Source organism: Vreelandella massiliensis (assembly GCF_900155385.1).
Taxonomy (GTDB): Bacteria; Pseudomonadota; Gammaproteobacteria; order Pseudomonadales; family Halomonadaceae; genus Vreelandella; species Vreelandella massiliensis.
The window spans coordinates 409,480-431,229 of the sequence record NZ_LT699745.1; the positions used below are offsets into that span (position 1 = coordinate 409,480).

The 21,750-nt window shown below is 56.5% G+C and carries 12 protein-coding genes and 1 pseudogene; 5 read left to right on the forward strand and 8 right to left on the reverse strand.

The features are described 5' to 3' along the window. Position 1: 1 nt before the first annotated feature. Both BQ9846_RS06470 and BQ9846_RS06475 read left to right on the forward strand, forming a co-directional pair. On the forward strand, positions 2-6,709 hold the full coding sequence (locus tag BQ9846_RS06470; protein WP_075879984.1) for a beta-ketoacyl synthase N-terminal-like domain-containing protein: 6,708 nt from the start codon (positions 2-4) through the stop codon (positions 6,707-6,709). 51 nt (positions 6,710-6,760) lie between these two features. Then, positions 6,761-8,086, forward strand: coding sequence for a hypothetical protein (locus BQ9846_RS06475; protein ID WP_075879986.1), 1,326 nt, complete (start codon positions 6,761-6,763; stop codon positions 8,084-8,086). An 83-nt stretch (positions 8,087-8,169) separates the two neighbouring features. On the opposite strand, the gene BQ9846_RS06480 is transcribed toward BQ9846_RS06475, so the two are convergent. The 8 genes from BQ9846_RS06480 to BQ9846_RS06515 all read right to left on the reverse strand — a co-directional run bounded on the left by BQ9846_RS06480 (position 8,170) and on the right by BQ9846_RS06515 (position 19,939). Further along, positions 8,170-9,840, reverse strand: a complete 1,671-nt coding sequence (locus tag BQ9846_RS06480) for a 1-acyl-sn-glycerol-3-phosphate acyltransferase (RefSeq protein ID WP_075879988.1) — start codon at positions 9,838-9,840, stop codon at positions 8,170-8,172. Positions 9,841-9,907: 67 nt separating this feature from the next. Next, complete coding sequence (locus BQ9846_RS06485) at positions 9,908-12,682, reverse strand: MMPL family transporter (RefSeq protein WP_159437913.1); 2,775 nt, start codon at positions 12,680-12,682, stop codon at positions 9,908-9,910. A gap of 61 nt (positions 12,683-12,743) precedes the next feature. Then, complete coding sequence (locus tag BQ9846_RS06490; RefSeq protein WP_083651498.1) at positions 12,744-13,601, reverse strand: outer membrane lipoprotein-sorting protein; 858 nt, start codon at positions 13,599-13,601, stop codon at positions 12,744-12,746. After that, positions 13,601-14,824, reverse strand: coding sequence for an MFS transporter (locus BQ9846_RS06495; protein ID WP_075879992.1), 1,224 nt, complete (start codon positions 14,822-14,824; stop codon positions 13,601-13,603). The genes BQ9846_RS06490 and BQ9846_RS06495 overlap by 1 nt, the downstream gene beginning before the upstream one ends. After that, the gene (locus BQ9846_RS06500; protein ID WP_075879994.1) at positions 14,821-15,768 is read right to left on the reverse strand and encodes a phosphatidate cytidylyltransferase; all 948 of its coding nucleotides are present in this window, start codon (positions 15,766-15,768) and stop codon (positions 14,821-14,823) included. The genes BQ9846_RS06495 and BQ9846_RS06500 overlap by 4 nt, the downstream gene beginning before the upstream one ends. After that, entirely contained in the window at positions 15,765-16,472 is a 708-nt protein-coding gene (locus BQ9846_RS06505; RefSeq protein ID WP_075879997.1) for a CDP-alcohol phosphatidyltransferase family protein, read from the reverse strand. Before BQ9846_RS06505 ends, BQ9846_RS06500 begins: the two co-directional genes overlap by 4 nt. 116 nt (positions 16,473-16,588) lie before the next feature. Further along, positions 16,589-17,503 carry a sterol desaturase family protein gene (locus BQ9846_RS06510; RefSeq protein ID WP_083651499.1) on the reverse strand — a complete coding sequence of 305 codons (915 nt, stop codon included), beginning with the start codon at positions 17,501-17,503 and terminating at the stop codon, positions 16,589-16,591. 204 nt (positions 17,504-17,707) lie between these two features. Next, positions 17,708-19,939, reverse strand: a complete 2,232-nt coding sequence (locus BQ9846_RS06515) for a CHASE2 domain-containing protein (protein WP_235818932.1) — start codon at positions 19,937-19,939, stop codon at positions 17,708-17,710. A 122-nt stretch (positions 19,940-20,061) separates the two neighbouring features. Here BQ9846_RS06515 and BQ9846_RS06520 point away from each other — a divergent pair. From BQ9846_RS06520 to BQ9846_RS06530, 3 genes and pseudogenes are all read left to right on the forward strand, one after another. Further along, positions 20,062-20,958: pseudogene (locus BQ9846_RS06520) on the forward strand (IS256 family transposase); the annotation flags it as partial. Positions 20,959-20,995: 37 nt separating this feature from the next. Then, positions 20,996-21,244, forward strand: coding sequence for a transposase (locus BQ9846_RS06525; RefSeq protein ID WP_075880006.1), 249 nt, complete (start codon positions 20,996-20,998; stop codon positions 21,242-21,244). 57 nt (positions 21,245-21,301) lie between these two features. After that, a complete protein-coding gene (locus BQ9846_RS06530) occupies positions 21,302-21,742 on the forward strand; it encodes a zinc ribbon domain-containing protein (protein ID WP_075880009.1) in 441 nt (146 codons plus the stop codon). Positions 21,743-21,750: the final 8 nt, after the last annotated feature.

Consider the following 21,750-nt stretch of genomic DNA (forward strand, 5'->3'; position numbering starts at 1 on the left):
CATGTACGCTGAACCGATCGCTATTGTTGGCCGGGGGTGTGTGCTTCCAGGAGGAGCGCATGATCCTGAGACATTCCATCGGCGACTGATGAAGGGAGCCGTCGATATCGGTACGGCGGCCGCTGCCGTTAGCGGAGCCGATACGCATTCCGGCCATATTCATGGTTTTCCGACCGCAGCGCTATCGCCGGGTGCCGACGAACTTGCGCGTATCGATCGCTCTGCACTGTGGGCGCTGCATGCGCTGCGTGGTGCCATGGCGGAGGCCGGCGGGACTGCGGAAGGGAGAGGACGCAGCGGGCTTATCCTGGGCCATCTGGGTTTTCCAACCCGCGCCTTTGCGGATTATGCTACCCAGATTTGCCTGGGAGAAGCGCCTGGTGATCCGCTGCGGCGCTTTACCACGGGCCTTGTGACACGCCTTCTGGCCGAACAACTTGGGCTGGATGGCGACACGGTGTCACTTGACGCTGCCTGCGCGACCAGCCTGTATGCGATTAAACTTGCCTGCGACCGTCTGCGCGACGGTAGTCACGACATGGTCCTGGCTGGGGCGGTTAACGGCGCAGACGACGGGGTATTATTGGCGGGTTTCCGGGCGCTGGGTGCGCTCAGCGCAGGCGAACGCAGCCGCCCGCTAGACGGTAATAGTGACGGCCTGCTGCCGGGTTATGGCGCAACCGTTTTTGCGCTGCGTCGGCTGCGCGATGCCAAAGCCGATGGACAGCCCGTGCTCGGCGTCATTCGAGCGATTGCGCTGTCCAACAATGGCAACCGCGGCAGTATGCTGGCGCCTGTAGAACGCGCACAGACGCAACTGCTCACTACAGCGTTGGCCCAGGCGCAACTATCTCCCAAGGATATCGGCTATGTGGAGTGCCATGCCACGGGAACGGAGCTCGGCGACCGCATCGAATTACAGGCGTTGGGGAGTGTCTATGCGAAAGACCGTGCACTGGCAGTCGGGTCGGTAAAGGGCAATATTGGGCACCTGATGACCGCCGCTGCCGGTAGCTCCCTTATGAAAGTGCTGGGCGCTTTCGAGCATGGTGTGCTGCCCCCGGTTGGGGGACTTGAATCCCCCCTCGCAGCGGCACAGGAACTCGGCCTGAATGTGGTCGATCGTGCCCGCGACTGGCCAGCCGAGCAACCTTTTAGAGCGGGTGTGAGCGCTTTCGGCCTGGGCGGACCGAACGCACATCTGCTGGTGGAAGCGTACGGTGCCGAGCCCGCCACCACAAGCGTTGCGGTGCCCTCTGCGCCAGCGGCTCGGGCGCCGGTGACCATCACCAGCCTTGGGGTGGTGACAGGAGGCGCCGAAGGCTGCGACGAGTTCGCGCGGATGCTGTTCGAGGAAGCGCCGGCACAGCCAGCGACGACCGTTGACCGGATTCGCTTACGCCGTGAAGGTTTACGTATACCGCCCGCTGATCTCGACAGGGTATTGCCACAACAGCTGGCCATACTGCAGGCGGCAGAGCAGGCACTGGCGGAAATGCCATTGCCGGATCCAGACCGTATTGGCATCTACGTCGGCCACACCTGTGACGGCGAGAATGCCCTTGCACCAGCACGCCATTTGGGCCGTACGCAGCAAACCGACCGTAACCGGATTGAGGTGACGGCGGCGACCATTCAAGGGCTGATTCCGAATCTTGCTGCCAACCGACTGAACTTCCAGCTGGGTGCCAATGGTCCGGGGTTTTCTTTGTACGACGAGGAAAGTGCCGGTCTCCAGGCCCTGGAGACCGCTTGGCGGGCACTCGACGACGGGGACATTGACATTGCCTTGGTTGGCGCTGTCGATCTCGGTGCCGAACCGGTGCACGACTCGGCGGCAAGGGCGTTATTGCCGGCGCATTTGCAGCCCGCCGGTGATGCCGCCGTGATGTTGGTACTTCGTCGGAGCAGCGATGTCCAGGGCGATGCCTGGGCGCGGCTCGAAGATGCGCCCCCTGGGTCTTTGAGTAGCGATGGGGAGTTATCTCCTCTGCGGCTTGCCCTTGACATGTCCGCATCTGGGGCCACGTCTGATTCGGATCACATCACCTCACGCATCGGCCATGCTCATGCCGCCAGCGGTCTACTACAGATCGCCACGGCGGCCGTATGCCTTGCCGCCCGACGCACGCCGGGCGGTGCTCCATGGGTGCCGCCGCCAACCGGCAGCCATGCGGAGGTAAGCGTTCAGGGACTGCGTGACAGCAAGCAAGTCTGGTACCTGAGTGTCGGCGGTGCTCCGCGTGCACTTGCGCCACCGCCACGCCATTGCGTGGAGCGGTATGCTGCCAAGGATCGCGCGGCGCTGGTTGATGCTTTGTCACGGGGTGCCACGGGTGGCGAGGGGGAGTTTCGCGCCGCTATCGTTGCGCCCTTAGAAGCGCTGGACAGCCGCCGTCGAGCATGGATAGATCGCTTCGCCGAATCGCATTCCCCCGCTGCGATAGACCTTGCATTGCCCGGTTGTCATTATGCCGAAGGCCCGATTCACGGCAAGATTGCCCACGTCTTTACCGGCGGCGCCTCTGCTTACCCTGGCATGGGGGCCGATCTACTGGCGGCATTTCCAACGCTTGCTGCCAATGCCGGCAAGACGCCGCTAGTCACCGGTGGGGCCATGAGCTTTTATGGTCCGGAGGCCGAAAACCGGGCATTCTCGTGTGAAGAACAGCTAATGGGCACGATCTGGCTGAGCCAGGCGCATTCATGGATGGTACGCAAGCACCTTGGTTTGCGTATGGACGCGGTACTTGGCGTTTCTTCGGGTGAAACCAGCGGGCTGATTGCGGCCGGTATATGGCGCGACGAAGACGGCATGTTGAAACGCATCCTTGATGCGGGCATGTACGGCCATTACCTGAGCGGCCGCTTTGATGCCGCCAGGCAGGCCTGGGGACTCCCTGAAGGTACGATGGTCGACTGGCGAAACTGGTTGATCCTAGCGCCGCCAGAGAGGGTCGCCGAGGCTTGTGATGGGGAACCGTATGTCTACGTCACCATCATCAATAGCCCGCAAGATTGTGTCATCGGCGGCGACGCCGCTGCTTGTCAGCGGGTTATCGAACGGCTGGGGCGCTGGCGCGCAATGCCACTGGGCCACGACCTAGTCGTTCATTGTCCCGCCGTGGAACCTGTCGCCGAGCTTTGGCGTAGCCTACATGATGTGCCTGTCGGTGAGGCTTCTGGCATTGCCATCTACGGGAATGCGTGGAACACCCGTTATACGCCGACGCGTGCTCATTGTGCAGAAGGTTCCATGCGCCAGGCCCTGACCACGATTGATTTCCCTACGACCGTTCGCCAGGCTTGGGAGGATGGCTGTCGAGTGTTTATTGAGCATGGCCCGCGTGCGGCACTGACCACGGCGATAGACCGTATATTGGGCACGCGTAAACATCTTGCCGTATCGGTGGATGGCGGTCCAGGCAGCGATATCAATCACCTCTTGAACAGCGCAGCACGGCTGTGGACGTATGGCGTTCCGATGAACGAAAACGCTTTTACGTCTGAGCCTCTGAAAGCCGAACCTGAACTGGCCGCGGCACCTTGGGAATCGTTGCATGAGCTACCCGTGCACAAAGCGCTTCCCGTAGCCCATAGCGAGCTGCTGGCTATGCCACCACACCATCGATTCATTCGGGCGGGCCAACGCGCACCGATACACCTCGACCATGAGCGAGAGATCATGCTGACGCCCCCCAACCAGACAGCCCCCGATACTGACGACGGTCTTGATGCGTCGGCTTCTGCCAAGCCATACCCGTCTACCTGTGACTCGCCCAGATCGCATGCGCCGCCATCGAATCCTTCGGTAGAAGACGCGCGTGCAGCCACTCTCGTCGAACTCGCACGGTTGCATACGGCTTTTCTGCAACGCCGCCAGCAGTTGCATGAAAGGACACTGGCGATCAGTGAAATGCTGCGCGACCGCATGGATACAGCCACTTATGACGACATGCAGCATGGTTCGGGACCGTCACAGGAGACCGCCACGGCTATCGAAAGTGTACCTGAGGATATACCTTGCCCCTCTAGCATACCATCAGCACCGGATGCATCGCGGCAGGATACTAAAGCCCCATCCAGGCCAGCTGCTGACGCGCAGGCATTATCCAGCGAATCGCCAGGGCCCCGAGCGATCGACAGGGATCGTTTGCTGGATCATGCCTATGGTCGCATCAGTGATGCCTTCGGCGAGCCCTATCGTTTCCTGGATCGTTATGAACGACGCGTGCGGTTACCTAACCCGCCTCTATGCCTGTTAGATCAAGTGGAGTCCATCGAGCAGACTGAGCTGAAGATGGACTTGGGCTGGATCATCAGTTCGATTACTCCACAGCCCGACGATTGGTATGTTCATCAAGGGCGGATGCCTATTGGCATGTGTATTGAAGCCGGCGGTCAGCCTGCGCTAGTCCTGCTTTCTCGTGCGGGCGTTGATCAGCAGAATGCAGGGCGGCGAATGTTCCGCCTACTCAATTTCCGTGGTGTCCTTCATGCGGCGCTGCCAGCAGCCGGGGAACGATTGGAGTTTCGCACCCAACTGACGGGGGATACGACCTTTGGTTCTGCACGGTTGATAACGTTTGCATCCGAGGCGTTACGTGATGGTTGCCCCGTTATGGAGGTGGACTGGGCAAAAGCGGGGTTCTTCACCGAGGAAGAGCTTGCCAGTTCCCACGGGGTCGGTTGGCATCCAAGCGATCACGCGCTTTCTGACAAGGCAAGGCGGGAGCCGACGCCAAATGCCAGTCAGCGGCGGACCTTTGATCGCAACCAGGTACGTGCTCTTGCCGAAGGCCGTCCGTCAGATTGCTTCGGGGCCGACTTTGGGGCGCCTGAGACACCGGCACCCCTGCACCCAAACCCCGACGGTCGCTTCTGGCATGAGGTCAAGGCTTTCGAACCACACGGCGGCGCTTTTGGTCATGGCTTGCTACGGACTATTGGTTATTATGATCCGTCTGACTGGGTGTTCGACGCTCACTTTTTGAACGACCCCTGCCTGCCGGGAACGTTGATGTCCGAGGGCTGCATGCAGGCCGTGGGCTTTTTGATGACCGCGCTTGGGCTGACTCATGATTACCCCGGCGCTCGTTTTGAACCGGTCAGAGGACAGGGCTTTGAGTGCGTGTGCCGCGGTCAGGTCACGCGAGACACTCGGTGTTCGGCCTATGAAGTTCACGTTCAGGAAATCTATCATGACCCGTTACCGGTGGTGCAGGTATCTCTGATCGCTTGGGCAGATGATCTGCCAATCTTCATGTGTGAGCGTTTTGGCATGACGATGGTTTACGACGATGTCCAAGCAGCCTTGGCCCCTCAGCTGTCAACTCCCGGTGCTATGGCAGGCCTGCGTTTAATTCACCATCGACATGCTAGGCACGGTCAGGCACCGTGGCGTTCAAGGCATGCGCCACAACTGCTACCACCTAGCAACGTCGTTCAGCCTGTTACGGATTCGGGGGTATGCGGACGCGTTTCGTGGCTACCCAACGATACTGTTGCCGCAATAAACCGGCCCGAGGCCATCGCATGCCTTGCCGCGCGTGATCATGTGGCCGCCCACCTAAACCTTAATCCGGCAGCACTGGCGCTTCACCGGGGACACGAGCAGCGCTGGCTGGTGCGGAGTCGTCATTTCGCCTTCAATCATCTTGATGTCATGGTGACGCCAGAAGCGAACGGCTGGCGGGTGACGGAGAGGCCCGCCGATGGCCCGTATAACTCACGCTTGCGCCGTGAGGCCTCGACGTTGATGGGTGAGGATGCGCGCACGCCGGTCAATGAGGTCTTGCAGGCGCTGGCACGCCGTTTCGTCGGAAATATCGTCAGCCATGCGCCGGATGCCTTCATCGGCGGCCGCCATCGTCCAATGCTGATTCTTGCCAACCATCAAACGGGGGTTGAAAGTGCCCTTGTCTCTGCGTTGGCGGGTATTCTGACCGGTCTGCCTGTGACGGCGGCAGCCAAGGACGATCATCGCCATTCGTGGTTGGGCACGCTCGCCGAACTGGCCCGCAGCGAAACGGAACGTCCGCTAGTCGAGCTGGCCTTCTTCAAGCGTGCCGATCCTCAGGCCATGTTGACATCAATGCAGGCGTTGCTGCAGCGACTTCATACTGAAGGGCGCTCACTGATGGTTCATGCCGATGGCACGCGTTCACTGCATTGCCGGCAGCCCCCTGTCAGGCAGGTAAGCGGTGTTCTGCTCGACCTTGCGGAAGCCGCCGATATGCCCATCCTGCCGATACGCCTTGTTGGTGGGCTGCCAATTGAGTCGCCACCCGATGATCAACGCCTGGAATTTCCAGTAGGGCTTGGCCGTCAGGATATACATATCGGACGGCCGATAGAGCCTTCAGAGCTGGCAGGCCTTCCCCTGGCTGAGCGACGCGAGCGTGTGTTGTCAGCGTTATGCGATCTGGGTCCGGATTGGCGCGCCGAATGCCCCACACCACCCGCAGAGGCCGCCTTTGCCGAACGCGTCGACAGGATCCAGCGTACAGCAGGTCTGCAAACGGAACGTGCCATCACGTTAGCGGCCGTATTGGAAGCGGATACCGGAATGCCTGAGCTGGAGGAGGTTCTCCATGCCATGGCGGATGGAAAATCCGCCGGCATTGCGTCACCCCATAACCTGTCGGCGCTTCGCGATTGGTTCACTGCAGGCTGCCGCACGGCTCAACTAAATAAAGGAAGCTCATGAGTAAACAGCCCGTTTGAATTCATGCCGTCACAACAAGTATCGGAGAACTTTATGTATGTCCGTGCCTCTAACCTGCTACTTGCCTGGCTGCTGTTTGTCAGTGTATCGGCGCACGCCAACGTTATCGCTGAGCTTGCCAACAGCGCACGCGTAGAGCTTTCCAGCCACGCCGATTATTTTACCGAAGACCCGCCGTCTTCGAGCCGTGATGTAGATGAGCGTCGTCTTTTTGTATTGAATCGTCTTGAGGTAGACGCCTCGACATGGGTAGGTGAAAACTGGGCCGTCGATGTTGGTGCTTATGTGGATGTGAGCACGCCTCGTCAAGGCGAGCGTTTCAGTAATTCACCCACAGACGATGATCCGACCGTTCCCTATTTTGACCTTACCAGACTGGCGGTTCGTTACGACACCTACGAATACGCTCTGTTGCTCGGCAAGTCGGACGTGTCGGTGGGTGCAACAGACCTTTACAGCCCGGTCGATCGCTTCGAGAGTACGAACTTCAGTAACCCTCTTCATGCGATCGACAGGGGGCGGTGGCAGCTCAGCTATACGCGCTACCTTGAGAACAGCCAGTTACGCTTCTTTGCACTACCGATCGCAGAAGCGGGTATTGGTCCTCCTGAAGACTCCCGCTGGCGAAGTGCGGCGGGCAGCGACGTGTTCTTTGATCAGACCACCCAGGGCGAGATGCAGCTGAGGAACAATCACCCTCAACATTGGGATTACCTGCTTATGTGGGACTGGAGCATGGCCGGGGCGGATTTCTTTATGGGTGCGCACCACGGCAGTTCTGCTTATCCGGTGGCACGACAGCGTCAGGCGCCGACGCCTGTCAATCCGCAGCCAGATCTGATTATCGAGTACCCCAGCGCCACATCAGGCATGGCTGGTTTTGTTGCGACCTTCGATAGTTTGAGAGTACATGGCGAGTTGCTGCATCAGAACGTTGAGGGGGACCGCGACCAAAGCCTTTCACGCTATGTGCTGGGAGGGTCATACCGAGAAACGGAGTGGGCCAACAGGCTTGACCTCAATGAAGTCAAACTGATGCTTGAGTACTCCGATGAGGTGATTCACGACGAACAGGATGCCGAAGGGTATGTGCAAGATAGCCGGCCTGCGCGCCCTTTCCCTCAGACGCTGTTGGCGCGCCTGGACGTTATTGTCGACGGTGAACTCACCTTCTGGGGGGCTATCAGCGACAATTTCCGCGAGGGTGATGGTAGTTATATGCTCGGGGCCACTTATGATTGGTCGGACGCTTTGCAGCTTGATCTGCGTGCGGTCAGCTTTTCGGGGGATGACGGTACCCAATTTGGCCGCTGGCGTGACAACGATCACATCACCGCGGGGCTGCGATATACGTTTTAGATTAAACGTCGACACTAGGCGGGTGGCCTACCCTATGGCTACTCAATGCCTTGTGCCTTAACACTGTGATTGACGACAATGCCTTACTCTATATTGGTTAAAAACCGATCACCATCAAGCCGCCATTGACCCGGGATGAATCCCCCCGCCAGGGGCACGGCATCACCCATTAAATGGAGACCGTCTTCGCTGATCGTTACGTCGGTCAGTGGCATGGGCCGACCAAACCGGTCGGGGCGATAATCTCTGGGGGTTACGGTGCTGACCCAGCCACCGCCACGCGCATCGATCAGCGCCGGCAGCGGCCTGAGACCGTGGCGGTCGGTAATGTGGCGCCGCCATTCGCTGTCCACCGTTTCGCCGGGGCACACCAGTTGCTCCAGAAACCGGAAGTCGAGCGGATCTGCCTGTTGGCCCATCCCACGCAGCGTCTCGGTATCGATCAGTGCCGTATGCACTCGCTTCATACTGAGTTCGCCTACCAGACGACTGCCCGTCAGGGGCTCTGGCATGAGGACAAGTCGGCAACCACAGAGTATTGGCAGCAGCATACCACCAAGCAGACCGGCAGCATGTGTCACTCCGTAAGAGGTCAAGACGGCATCCGGTGGGTTGAACGCCAGACATGCCGCCATGCGAGCACGGTTCGCGAGCAAATTCTGATGCGTCAACACCATAGGTTGGCCATCATTACCTGCAAAAGGCAGTACGAGTGCGGGGCTGCTTGGGCCTTGAATGGCGCTACGCCTTGGTTTTGATGAAGCAGGCAAGGCGGGATCAATATCGTGTGGGGTCAGACCGGCCTCTTTAAGCGCTTCATGCGAAACTAATTGCGGAGTCTTTGCTGATAACAGAATATCCTTTGCAGCCGCCGCCTGACAGCTTTCGATCCAGATATCTATACCGTCATCCGGATCAAGCGGCACCACCGCCCTGCCCTCACGCCAAAGTGCCATTACTGTAAGAATAAGCGCGATACTTGGTTTCATTGCGACGGCAACAGCGGAGCCGGAACCTGTGGGCAACCCGGCGATACCCCGCCGCAGGCAACGGCGTATGCTGCGCACATCGATACTGAGGTCACCTTCTTCCACCAACACTTGTTTTGGCCGCAATACGTATCGACACAGATGCTCGAAGTGGGTCGTCAGATTCTCCTCAATATGGGTGCCAATAACTTGCGCCTCCAGCATGGCATCTCCAATAAAAGATTTAAGCGCGGCGCGGCGTGCCGAACCGCGAAGGTCTTTCGGCAGATCGGGATATCTTGGCGGAAGAAATGTCAGACGCAGCTTGGGGAAAAAGTGAGAGCGGACTCTGCCCCTCAGGTGACTGAATGGGCTGTATTGTAGCCCTTGTGCATAAACAGGCAACACCGGCACTTTTTCCTGCTGGGCCAGCACGGCCGCCCCGATATAAATGCGTGACAGAGACCCATCTCGCGTCAAGCGACCTTCGGGAAATATCTGACAACTGGCACCTTGGCGCAGTGCCCGTGCCATATCACGGATCGCAAAGGATTCGTTGGTATCAATAATAATGACCCGATGACGCTTTGCCAGCCAACCGCCATAGCCGCGCCTGCCCATCTGACCATTGATGGTGGTGATCAGCTCGGGCGGGAACAGGCAGCCATAGAGAGGGCCATCCAAGAACGACACGTGGTTAGCCGCAAGCACCATCGGTTCGCGTGTCACTTGCTCCATATACTGCGCACCACGAATTTCTGTGCGCCAGCCGTAGAAGATGAGCATACGGATGACCCAACGATGAACTCGCGCACTGAGCCCAAGGGGGAATCGTGATGGCGACATTTAAGCCTTACCTAATCTGGTTAAGTGTTGCTGCCAAACGCTGGCCAAGCACTCTGCTGATATTGCGGAATAGTTTTAACGAAATATGGGGGTAATGACGCAAACGCTGCTGCGTGGATTCCTGCGTAAACACAAGGACGGTAATATCCGTGGCCGCTCCCACCGTTGCAGTTCGGGCGCAACGATCTACGAATGCGATCTCTCCCACGATGGCACCTGGGTGGATCGCCGAAATAAAGCGAGGATGACCTTCTTGGTTGCTGACATACACCTCTGCCCGCCCTTCAAGCAGAAGATACATCTCTTGTCCCTCGGCGCCTTGCTCAATAAGTTGAGTACCCGCCGGTAGTTCGTGCAATTCGGATAGCAAAATGAGCTTCTTTATCTGCCAGCGACTCATTCCCTGGAGTAGCGGGCTGTTGTACAACACGTCCTCTCCAACCCGCAAGCTGAGTATCTGCCAGAGGCCAACTGGGCGGGTGTGGCGCAAGATCATTGGCATCAGTAGTAGATCGGTGAGCATGGCGGTTACCATGGCGGTCGCGGCCATCAGGCCGAACGTGACGATAATCGAGAACTCCGAAAAAGCAAACAGCGCGAAAGCTGCACCAAGAGCAAGCGTCGAGGACACCACAGGCATGGCCTGGGATTGCATGGTGCGCGCAACGGCAACGTCTTCATTATCGGTCCTACGGCACTCTTTTGAGTAACGTATCAACATGTGCATGGTATCGTCGACGGCGATGCCAATGGCGAGCGCGGCCACGATGGCAGTCGAAATAGTCAGGGGGGCCTCAAGCAGTGCTAATCCGCCGTAAGCAACAAGAATAGGGAAAAGGTTTGGAATAAGGGATAGCAAACCCGCGCGCAATGACATGAACAACAGGGACATGACGCCAAACACAGTGACCAGTACCAGCAATAGCGCCCAGAACTGACTCAGGATCAAATCATCCGCAGCCTGATTAACCATCAGCTCAAGACCGACAAAGTCCACGTCTATATCATCATGCCCTGCCAGCACTTGGTCGACCTTGTCCTGCAGATCTGCTATCGCCCGATTGGCCGCGGTCGACTCCGTGAGATTGTGCCTGACCACGATATTGGCCATCGTACGATCGTGATTGATATAGCGCTCGATATCTCCGCGCTGGAAAAACAGTAAAAACTGCTGAATCAGTGCATCGTTGTCCGGTACTGTGAATGCATCCGGATCAGCACTCATCTTCTGATTGATCAGGCGTATTAGTTGGGCCAGTGACATCGTTGCGTCAAAACGGTCGTCACCCTGAACGACATCCACCACATCTGCGCTCGCCTGAAGCAGTTCGGCTGAATCAAACTGACCATTGCCATCGGGTATATCCAGGGTGATGAAAAAGGTCTGTGCGCCGCTTAATGTCTCGTGGAGTTTTTGTGTATCTTCGACGATGGCCGCATCATCGTGAAAAAAGCCGAGCGGGTCGTTATTCACTTCGAGTCGAGGCAGATTCATGACGGCGGCTACCGCTACGGCAATAAATGCCGTTACCATGAACCGGCGACGTTCTCTTCCAATACGCACCATGGTTTGACCGATCCAGTCACCGATTAGGCCCGTTTTGGTGGAGCTATCTTCATTTTGGCAGTCCCCGCCGTTATCCACCCTGGGCGTCATCTCACGGGTTCGAACAGGACGCCGTGGCCCAAAGGTGCGCAGCAACATGGGAACCAATAGGGCCGTGACGAAGATATTGAATAAGATACCTGCGGATGAGGCGATCGCAAACTGACGCAAAATGATGGTGTCCGATACTAACATTGCCAGGAAGCCAACTGCTGTCGTGCCGCTGGTTATCAGTACTGGGGTGCTCATGCGTTGCGCCATTGCAGCGACTGCGCCAGCACGTCCCCCTTCTGGATGCTCATGCAGACGTTCGAGATACGCGGAGACGAGGTGGACATCTTCCGTAGAACCGATGACAAGCAGCAGCGCCGGAAGCATGGACGTCAATAACGTTACCGGGATGCCCATCCAGCCCATGAAGCCAAAGGTCCAGATCACGCTAACCAGCGAAGTGATCAACGGAAGCAATGCAAACCCCGGATTACGCAGGAACACTAGCACGCTGAACATCAGGGCAATGACGGAAAGACCACCCAGAACAACCATATCCCGGGACATACCGTTTTCCATTTCATAAGCAATGCGTGCGCGCCCGATCTGGAACAGGTCGTCGTAATCTCCTTTCAATGGCTCAAGTAGTTCGCCAATTTGCTCGTGCGATCGAGCGGTAACATTTTCGTTTGTATTGTCCGCCACGCGAACGCGTACATTGATCGCCATTGCTGGGCGGTCTGCACTGATATAATTACCCACAAGTAGCGGGTTATCGCGTGCGATATCCCGCTGCCGCTCAGCCTCGGCCACCGTCTTCGGGAGCTCGGCAATCGTGGGCCCGGTTTCCAGTGCATTGTTTTCATCGCGTACGTTGGACACGCTAAAGAGGCTATCAACCCGCTCGACGGTATCTAGCACGGCAATGTCATCAACGAGATTGCGCAACCGAGCAATATGTTCAGGGGTGAAAAGATCAGCGTCCTCTATATAGAGGACAGTAGTATTGTCTGAACCGAATATTTCCGTGACTTCGTCATAGCGCTGCTTATCGGGACTGGAGTCACTTATCAACAGCGTGATCGCCGTATCAAACGTGACCCGCGGTAAGCCTGTCGCCATGAGAGCAGTAAGCACGGCGAGGATGAACAAAGTAGCCTTGCGATGGGCGGCAGAGAACTGCATCAAGAAATTCATCTAAAGGAGTATCCGGTCTTGGGCGAGTCGCTAACCCTGAACGACATATTCAGCGCATGTAACGTCCACTGGTCACAAAACGCTTCTCAAAGGTCCTGTTGGGCACATCTTCAGGATCTAGTGACCGCTCTAGGCTTTCCACCCTAGTTTGATGATCTTCCCGGAAATTTTCCATCAGTGTGACATCTGGCCGCCACATTTCATCGCGACCTTCGACCTTGTGTTGTTCCTCAATGGTCATGCGTTTAAGGTGCTCGCCAGTGCGCTCTTCGTAGTAGTCGACTTGGACCACCGTGAAGTTGTCCTGATCGATACGAATCTCACGTGATTCGTATCCAGTGTTCACACTGTCATCAACGGGTGTCACCCGCAGAACAAAAAGGGCATTGCCATTTTCGTCACTTTCGTCATCTAACCGTTGGTATTGGAAATTGTCCATATCTTCCGAAACCAAGTCTTCGTAGGTGAAATCGGTACCCATGAAATAGTTTGAGCGTCCGCCTGATGATACTCTGCGCAATTCTCTTCCCATGGCCGGTAGGCGAGTCCACTGTTCATCATCCGCGTTACTGTGTTGCCATGTCAGCAGTGCGGTACCACGCACCGACGCTGGCTCATCAAACACAACCAGGTATCGGTAATTCTCGTCTTCTTGGAGACGAGAATATCGGCGCACACGGCGCTCACTCTCGTTACCATTGGCATCAATCAGCGTCATGCGCTGATGTTCAAGCTCATGGTCAGCATCATGTCGATCACGCACTTCATCCATGACTTCTCGCCCCGTCATTTCGGCCGCGTTGGCCATGACAGCGGCTGGTGTGGCTAGCACAATAGCCAGAAAAATGCTTATCAGTAGTTGAGACCTGCCGATGGCTATCTTGATTTTGCTTGTGCTATAAGTCATTAAAATTCTCCCGATGATCTACTGATAGTATCCTGAGCCCTGTTGGCCCACATCACAACAAGAGCAGATAAAAGCGACAGAGATGAAGTGAACATAGCCAAAGCAAATAGAACCCGGGGTATATAAGCCGCAGGAGACATGACTACTCCTTGCGCAGCTAGCGCCCCCACTAGCGTTGGCAGCGCCCCCATAAGCGCACCGGCCGCTCCTCGATCCATTTCTCCAACTGCCTCAATAATAGCAGCCTGGGTATAGGGAAATGCTATGCCAACACCCACCACGGCAATGCTGACGGGCGCAAAGTACAAAGCGGGGTGACCAGCAGGCAGTAACATCTTTAACAACGGTACCAATACCATTATGGCTAACAAGGCTAGCAAAGATCCCGATACGATGGCCCGGAGCGGCGCTACCTTATAACGCCCGAAGACGGCCAAGCCAATGCCCAGGGTCATTGTGAGTATTGGCACCAGCATGCCAATTCCAAACGTGGTGGGTGGCTCACCATTTATTGCCAGAATGTGAGGAAGGGCACTGACGAATGCCATGAGCCCACCATAATGCAATGAGCCGTGTAATAGCCAAGTCGCCACTGTTGGGGCTCGCAAGACACGGACAAACGCTGCAATGCCCGGCCGGTCGCGGCAATCGACTTCCATGGTACACTCTTGCTCTGGCAACCATTGCATGGTCGCGAACATCGCCATGAAGACTAGAATGGCTTGAAGCCAAAACAAAGAGCGCCACCCTAAGTAATCGACCATCCAGCCTCCCACCGGCGGCCCTAGCAGAAGAGCCAGTATGCAGCCGATGGTCACCACCGAAACAGCTAGAACAGCAGCCTTGCCTGAGAAACGGTCTCCGATCACGGCACGACTGATCACAAGCCCCGAGCTGGCCGCTGCCGCCAGCAATGTACGCCCAATAATCAACCAAATAACAGAGGGTGCAAACAGGCATATCATGCACCCTGCGATACACAGCACCTGCGACACGACCATGACGGGTTTTCGGCCGATCGCGTCGGCCGCTGGCCCCACAATGAGACTGGCTACGACAACCCCTAGCATTGCCAGACTGATACTCAATTGCACCAGGCCTATGCTGCTTTCAACATCAATGGCGACAGAGGGCAGTGCTGGCAAAAAGACAGTCAGCGAAAACGGACCGAGAAAGGCTAGAAACGCCAGCGTGACCATGATGCTGACATTTATAGCTTTCATCCCATCACCATTTGGACAGAATAGGCAAAAACGCCCAACGGTACAGCGAACATCAGGCTATCCACTCGATCTAGCAGCCCGCCGTGACCTGGTAGCAGTCGGCCAAAATCATCAACGCCGACGCTACGCTTGATCGTTGATGCGACAAGGTCGCCAATGATACCTGCACCCACCAGCAGTGCCCCTAAACCGATAGCGATAGCAATACCGACACTCTCCAGGCCGTTGCTCAATAAGAGAGAAACTGTAATACCAGCGGCTAATCCACCGATCGCTCCTTCAACCGTCTTGCCTGGGCTGAGGCGCGGCGCAAGCTGATGCTGGCCAAAATACCGACCAAAAAGTAATGCGAATGCGTCTGATATTTGAGGAACCAGAATGATCAGTGCAGTCAGTAGGTAACCATCTGGATACTGTCGCATAACCCCCAGCAGCATCGCGGGCAGTACGATCAGGATCAGTCCTGCAGCCAGTGCGACTACAGAGCTGGCAACTGACACACTGTAGGGCGGGCGAAGCGCGAATAGTGCACTTGGCAGCAACGCTAGGGATAATGCCGCCATCGCTGCCATGGGACCAAGCGGCGCAAAAAAAATCGACAACCCTGCTGGTAATGCGAGCAATAATGCGTGCCGCTCGCCGACAACCGTCAGCAATTCTGCTACAGCGACTGTCGTACACACCGCAAGAAACGCAAAGTACACCCATCCGCCAGCGGTAATAGCGATACCGAGCGTAAGTGCCAGTACCCCAAGACTCACAAACCGACGATGCAGATTGCCCTCATCTCGTCTCTTTTCCCGATTGACTGCCCTTGTACGCATGACACGCACTAGGACAGCAGAAAGGGAAAACGCGCCGATTAACGTTCCAAAAACTGCTGCTGCCTCTTGCGGAGGCGGCAAATCAAGCAGGGGCGTGGTGACTGAAGCGACCAAGGTCATGTCGCGCGTTGCGCAATCAGTGCATACATTGGATAAAACCCGACATATAACAATAGCGCAATGGTTAACAATAGCCTTGTCGGATCAATCACTATGGCAATGCAAGCGATCACGAATGGCCAGCGGGGTATTTCTCCTCGCAGGAGTCGTTTCGGCAAGTCGTTATAAGGTATGCGACTGACCATTAGCAGCCCTAACATCAACAGGACAAGTGAGAATAGTGATGTTGCATACCCGGACGCTATGTCTATGCCCGTCTGCCCATGGACGACTAAAACAAGGGCAGCCACCAACATGGCGGCAACAACACTTGGCAGGCCTGAGAACATCGCATCGCCATTCTCTTCGCTGGAAAACCGCCCTAGACGCAACAGGCCACACATTGCAAAAATACCTGCCGCCACAAGGACCAGCGGGTCTCCATTCGCCTGTGCAAGCACGAGTAATGTCGGCAAGACAACAAAGCATATGGCATCGGCCAATGAGTCGAGGGATTGACCGAATTTCGACGTGGCTCGTAACAAGCGTGCAGCCAGGCCATCAGCAATGTCGAATGCCCAACCAACAAAAATGAGACCAGCCGCAATTGGCAGTGCCGACTGGCCGGCCAGTACCAGTACGGCAAGACCAACTATTCCACAGCCAGCATTGATCAATGTCAGTACAGTGGGGAGTTGATTGCGGATACTACTCACCTGGCTCACTTAGTTCACCTGGCTCAATTAGTATGTCCCATCGGCTCATAGAGATAATCCTTCAAAGTCGGAATATTGCTATGCATCAATAATTTACCCTCTGAATGGCAAAGGCTTATCACCATCTATTCCTGACGACTTTTTCCGTGCTTACTGTAGTGCGACAGGGTGACTGGCTTTGGTATTTGATTGTCGGGTTGATCAAACACGCCACGGACTTCAGCACAAGCCCAGCGTTTCTGACATCCAATACAGGTCGGGAACCGATGCATAGGGGAAAGGTTTTCAGGCAGTTCGCGGTTCACATCACGGAATGCCAGGATGTCTGTAAAACGATCTTCACGTTCAGGGGTGAAACCGTAAAGTTCGGGATGATCTTTCCGGGGATTATGGAAAGTACCAAAAACCATATCGAAGATTGGCAAGTCCGCAAAGTTACACGTCTTACCCTCACGCTCATGATGGTGCATGCGATGCAGCTCAGGCCTGGGAAAAAAGCCAACGAATCCCAACCAGTATGGTGTGCGCACATTCCAGTGCTGAAAAAACGACAGCCCACCACGGAGGAATACATAAAGAGCACCAGCAGCTGGTGAGCAACCCAGCAGAAAATAGACAATGATCGCGTTAAAGAATTGAGCAAAAAGTTGTTCAACAGGGTGTCTATATAGGGCCGTCACTAACTCTACCCGGCGCGGAGAGTGATGAAGCTGATGAAAAACACGCCATAAAAACGCATTTCTATGACGCCATCTATGCCACCAATACTCCCAGGCAGTGGAAATAAAAAAGGCGACGAGTAACTGGACGATCAATCCGCCAGGGTCATTGCCGACCCATTGGGCAAGTGAAAACATCGATGCGCTCTGTGTCCAGGCTATCCATGACATGCCCATCAACCAAGCAATCATAGCGTTACTTGCAACAAGCAAGATAAGCCGAGGCCACCAGGCTCTTACCCGCGGCAGACCGTTTGCAGGCCATAATCGCTCACAAACCAATAGAGAAAGAAAGGAGACAATAGCGAGTACAGTCAGCATAAATCAGTCGTTAGTTCAGTGAAGACGTAAAAAAACATTATTTGCCAATGTAACCTAGCAGGTGACTTAATTTTCTGTCAATGATGTGTTACCAACTGCCAAGTCAGTTAGAATTGTGTTTTTTGGGCTTTCATCAAATGTCTCAAATGTTTTTTGGTCGTATAAGCTGATAATGCTGGCACAATGCTGCTGCTTCGCATAACCTCATTTCCCCTTATGCGTCCAGACGCCGTCCCAACCTGCCGGGGGCGGCTCGGTTTTAAAGTGTTCGATCCGTTCGAGGTACATCTGCGTGGGGGCGTCTTCCTGATCGGGTAGTGACTTGAAGGCGCACTCGGCGGATGCAAAATCCGCTGCTTGATAAAGATCCATCGCCTGCTCGAAGGCGGTGTGCCACTCGCGTTGTGATTCGCTAAGCGAGTCCCAGCGGCTAATCGGTTCTAAAATCCATAGCGGGGTGCCACGCCCCTTCACGCGGACTTTATCGAGGCGGCGATAGCACCACCCGGGCGCCTGCTCGGCGGTGGTGTCGCTGACGATCACGCTCACGCCATACGCCTTGGTCAACCCTTCCAAGCGCGAGCCGAGATTGACGTTATCGCCCATCACCGTATACGCCATGCGAAAGCTGGAACCCATGTTGCCCACACTCATCGGCCCGGTGTTGAGGCCCACACCCATTGCCAGTGCGGGTTTGCCCTCGGCGGTAAACTCGTGATTGATGGCTTCCAGGGCTTCTAGCATCGCAAAAGCACCCTCAAGCGCGTGTTCTGCATGCTGTTCATCGTGCAGCGGCGCGCCCCAGAACGCCATAATGGCATCCCCCATGTACTTGTCGATGGTGCCGTTGTGCTGATGAATCGCGCCGGTCAACGGCGTTAACAGCCGGTTCATCACCTCGGTCAGCTCTGCGGGGGGAATGGACTCAGAAAACGCGGTAAAGCCGCGCACATCGGAGAACAGTACAGTGAGCTCGCGCTCCTCGCCCTCTAGGCCAAAGCTTTCGCCACTATCCACCATGTCCTCCACCAGCTCGGGAGGAATGTACTGGCCAAAGCGGTCAGCGACCCAGCGTTTTTGCTGTGTTTCACGTAGAAAGTTCATCGCCAAATGCCATAGCATCTGCGCCACCAGCAGCACCAGCAGGCCCGCGATAGGCAGTGCAAGCCCTTGATACCACGCCCAAAGGTTGCCGCCTACCGCGGTGGCCAGCAGCACGCCACTCAACAGCAACAACAACGGCGCATTTAAGCGGGGATATAGCAGCACCATGATAAGCCCCAGCACACTCAGGCTAACCAGCTCAAAGCCAAGCACCCAGGGCGGCTGCGCCTTGAAGCTCTGGTGCAGCATGCCGGCCAGCAGGCTCAAGTTAATCTCCGGCCCGGGGAAGACCGCCCCGACCGGCGTGGAGCGCAGATCCATCAGCCCCGGCGCGGAGGCACCGAGTATCAACGTTTTTCCCGCCAGCGCTCCCGGCTCAAGCCGGCCTTCCAGCACATCCACCGCCGAGATGTAGTCGAAGTGCCCGCGCGGGCCGTACCACGGCACCAGCCCCGCCCCCCGCGCATCCACGGGGATTTCAAAGCCACCCACGTCCAGCGCTTCCAGCTGAGCGACTCCCGCGCCTTCGCCAATCATGGGGGTAATGGTGGGCTGACCCAGCATCGCGAGTAGCATCGCCAGCGGTAAATTGGGGTATAGCTCTCCCTCCCAACGCTGCAGCATCGGGACACGACGAAAGACCCCGTCATCATCCACGCGCGGGTTATCGAAAAAGCCCGCGCCGAGGGCGCTCTGTTGCAGCATGGGCAGGTTGGCGGTGTAGCGCTCAGGCGTGGGGAACGGCAGTTGCGAAGAGGCCTCCACGGTAGCCGGCGGCGGTAGTTGCCCCACCGGCGGCGGGTCACTCGGTTGACGCGAGGCCTGAAAATAGTAACCCAGCACCACCGGATAATCGGCCAGCGTGCTGGCTAACTGCTCATCCCCGTCCGCAGGCGGCGACACATCGCGCAGTTCCGGGTAGTCGCGCGTCAGCGCTTTCCAGTGCTCCCGCCACAGCGAGGCCTCAGGCTCGGCAAACACCACATCAATGCCCAAAAGTCCCGCGTCATACTCGTTAAACAGCGTCTCGATCAACTCGGCGAGCGTGGCGCGCGACCACGGCCACTGCCCCACTTCAAACAGGCTGCGCTCATCGATATCGATAATGGCCAGCGAGGGGTCCTTCTGCCCGGAGAGCGTGCCACGCACCTTAAGGTCATACGCCTGCCACTCTAGGCGCTCCAGCATAGGCAAGGGCATCCACCCCACTCTTTCCGCCAGCAGCAAGACAACAATCAGCGCACCGCCAAGATATTGTAGCCAACGCCAATAGCGGCTCTTGATGGAACGGTGCTGTTGAGAAGAGCGCTGTTGAAAAGAATCAGTCGACACGCCAAGGACCTCGCTGCCAATGTAATGACAACCTAGCACGCCGGGCGCGTTAAAACGCAAACGCCTCGACCAAAGGCCAGAGCAATCGCACGGGAATAAGGTTCCACGCACCAGCCAACTTCTATCTGAAGGGGATCTCCACCGGCGACTACCAAGAGGCATTGGCCGCGCTGCTGGGTGATCAGGCCAAAGGCCTTTCGGCGAACACCGTGTCTCGGCTCAAGAAGCAGTGGGAGGACGAGCGGCAGAAACGCGACCTATCAGAGCAGCGCTATGTCTATTGGTGGGTCGACGATATCTACAGCAAGGTGCGCATGGATGACAGCCTGTGCCTGCTGGTGATCATCGGTGTAACCGAGCATGGTCGTAAAGAGCTGGTGGCCGTTGAGGATGGACGACGGGAGTCGGAAGCCAGCTGGGTAAAACTGCTCACGGGACTACGGGAGCGCGGACTCACCCAGGCCCCCAAGCTGGCGATCGGCGACGGTGCCATGGGGTTCTGGGCGGCGTTGAGCAAGCTCTATCCGGAAACGGATCACCAGCGTTGCTGGGTGCATAAGACGGCCAATGTACTGAATAAGCTACCGAAATCCGTGCAGCGCAAGGTCAAGGCTGACCTGCACGAGATATGGATGGCCGAGACACGCGTTGATGCCCACAAGGTGTTTGATTGCACTGTGAAACGCTTTGACGCCAAGTACCCCAACGCCATGGCGTGCTTGGTGAAAGATCGGGAGGCACTGCTGGCGTTCTACGACTACCCAGCAGAGCACTGGTTGCATATCCGCACGACTAACCCGATCGAATCAACCTTCGCCACGGTTCGCCTGCGGAGTAAACGCGGCCGGAACTGCGGTTCTCGAGCAACGACCTTGGCGATGGTGTTTAAGCTGCTTCAGAGCGCCCAGAAGCGCTGGAAGCGGATAGCAGGGTTCAACAAACTGGAACTCGTCGTGAATAACGTGAAGTTCCAAGATGGTGAGCCTTTAACCGATCAATCAGACAGCAACGCCGCCTAAATGGCCATACACAAACATTGACGATAACTCGCTCGACATGAGCCGTGTATTTTCGCTCGATATCGGCATCGATAACCTTGTCGCCATCACCTCCAACCAGCCGGATTACCGTCCTGTTCTGATTAAGGGCAAGGTCATCAAGTCGATTAACGCGAAGTACAACAAAGATAAGGCGGCATTAGCCAAGAAAGGCAAAAAGCGTCACATCCGCTCGAAAGTCGGGAAACGCCATGCGCGCATTCACGACTATTTTCACAAAGCCAGTCATTGGATGGTGAGCGAGTGAGTACGCACCCGCACGGGCAAACTGGTCATTGGCAAAAACCCAGGGTGGTAACAGGGCGTGAATATCGGTCGCGTCAATAACCAGAAATTCACCGCGATCCCCTACACCAAGTTGATCGAATTGATCCAGTACAAGGCGGAGGAACGGGGCATCGAGGTGGTATTGATGAACGAAGCCTACACCAGCAAAGCCAGCGCCCTGGATCTCGACCCCATCCCCGACTATGACGAAGCACGCAAGCGCAAACCGACCTTTAGCGGTAGGCGCATCAAACGAGGCCTCTACCGTACCGCCTCGCGTCAGCAGATCAATGCAGACGTAAACGGTAGCGCCAATATCATGCGAAAAGAAATCGGCAACGAGTGGATCACCGATCACCTCCGAGCAGATAAGGGCGTTGTGGACACGCCCATGACAATCACGCACATCGATGCGCGGTTGTCATTAGAAGTTTGCCACCGCGCAAGCGAAACCACGTCTAACGGCTTAGCCGCGTAGGCGTGGTA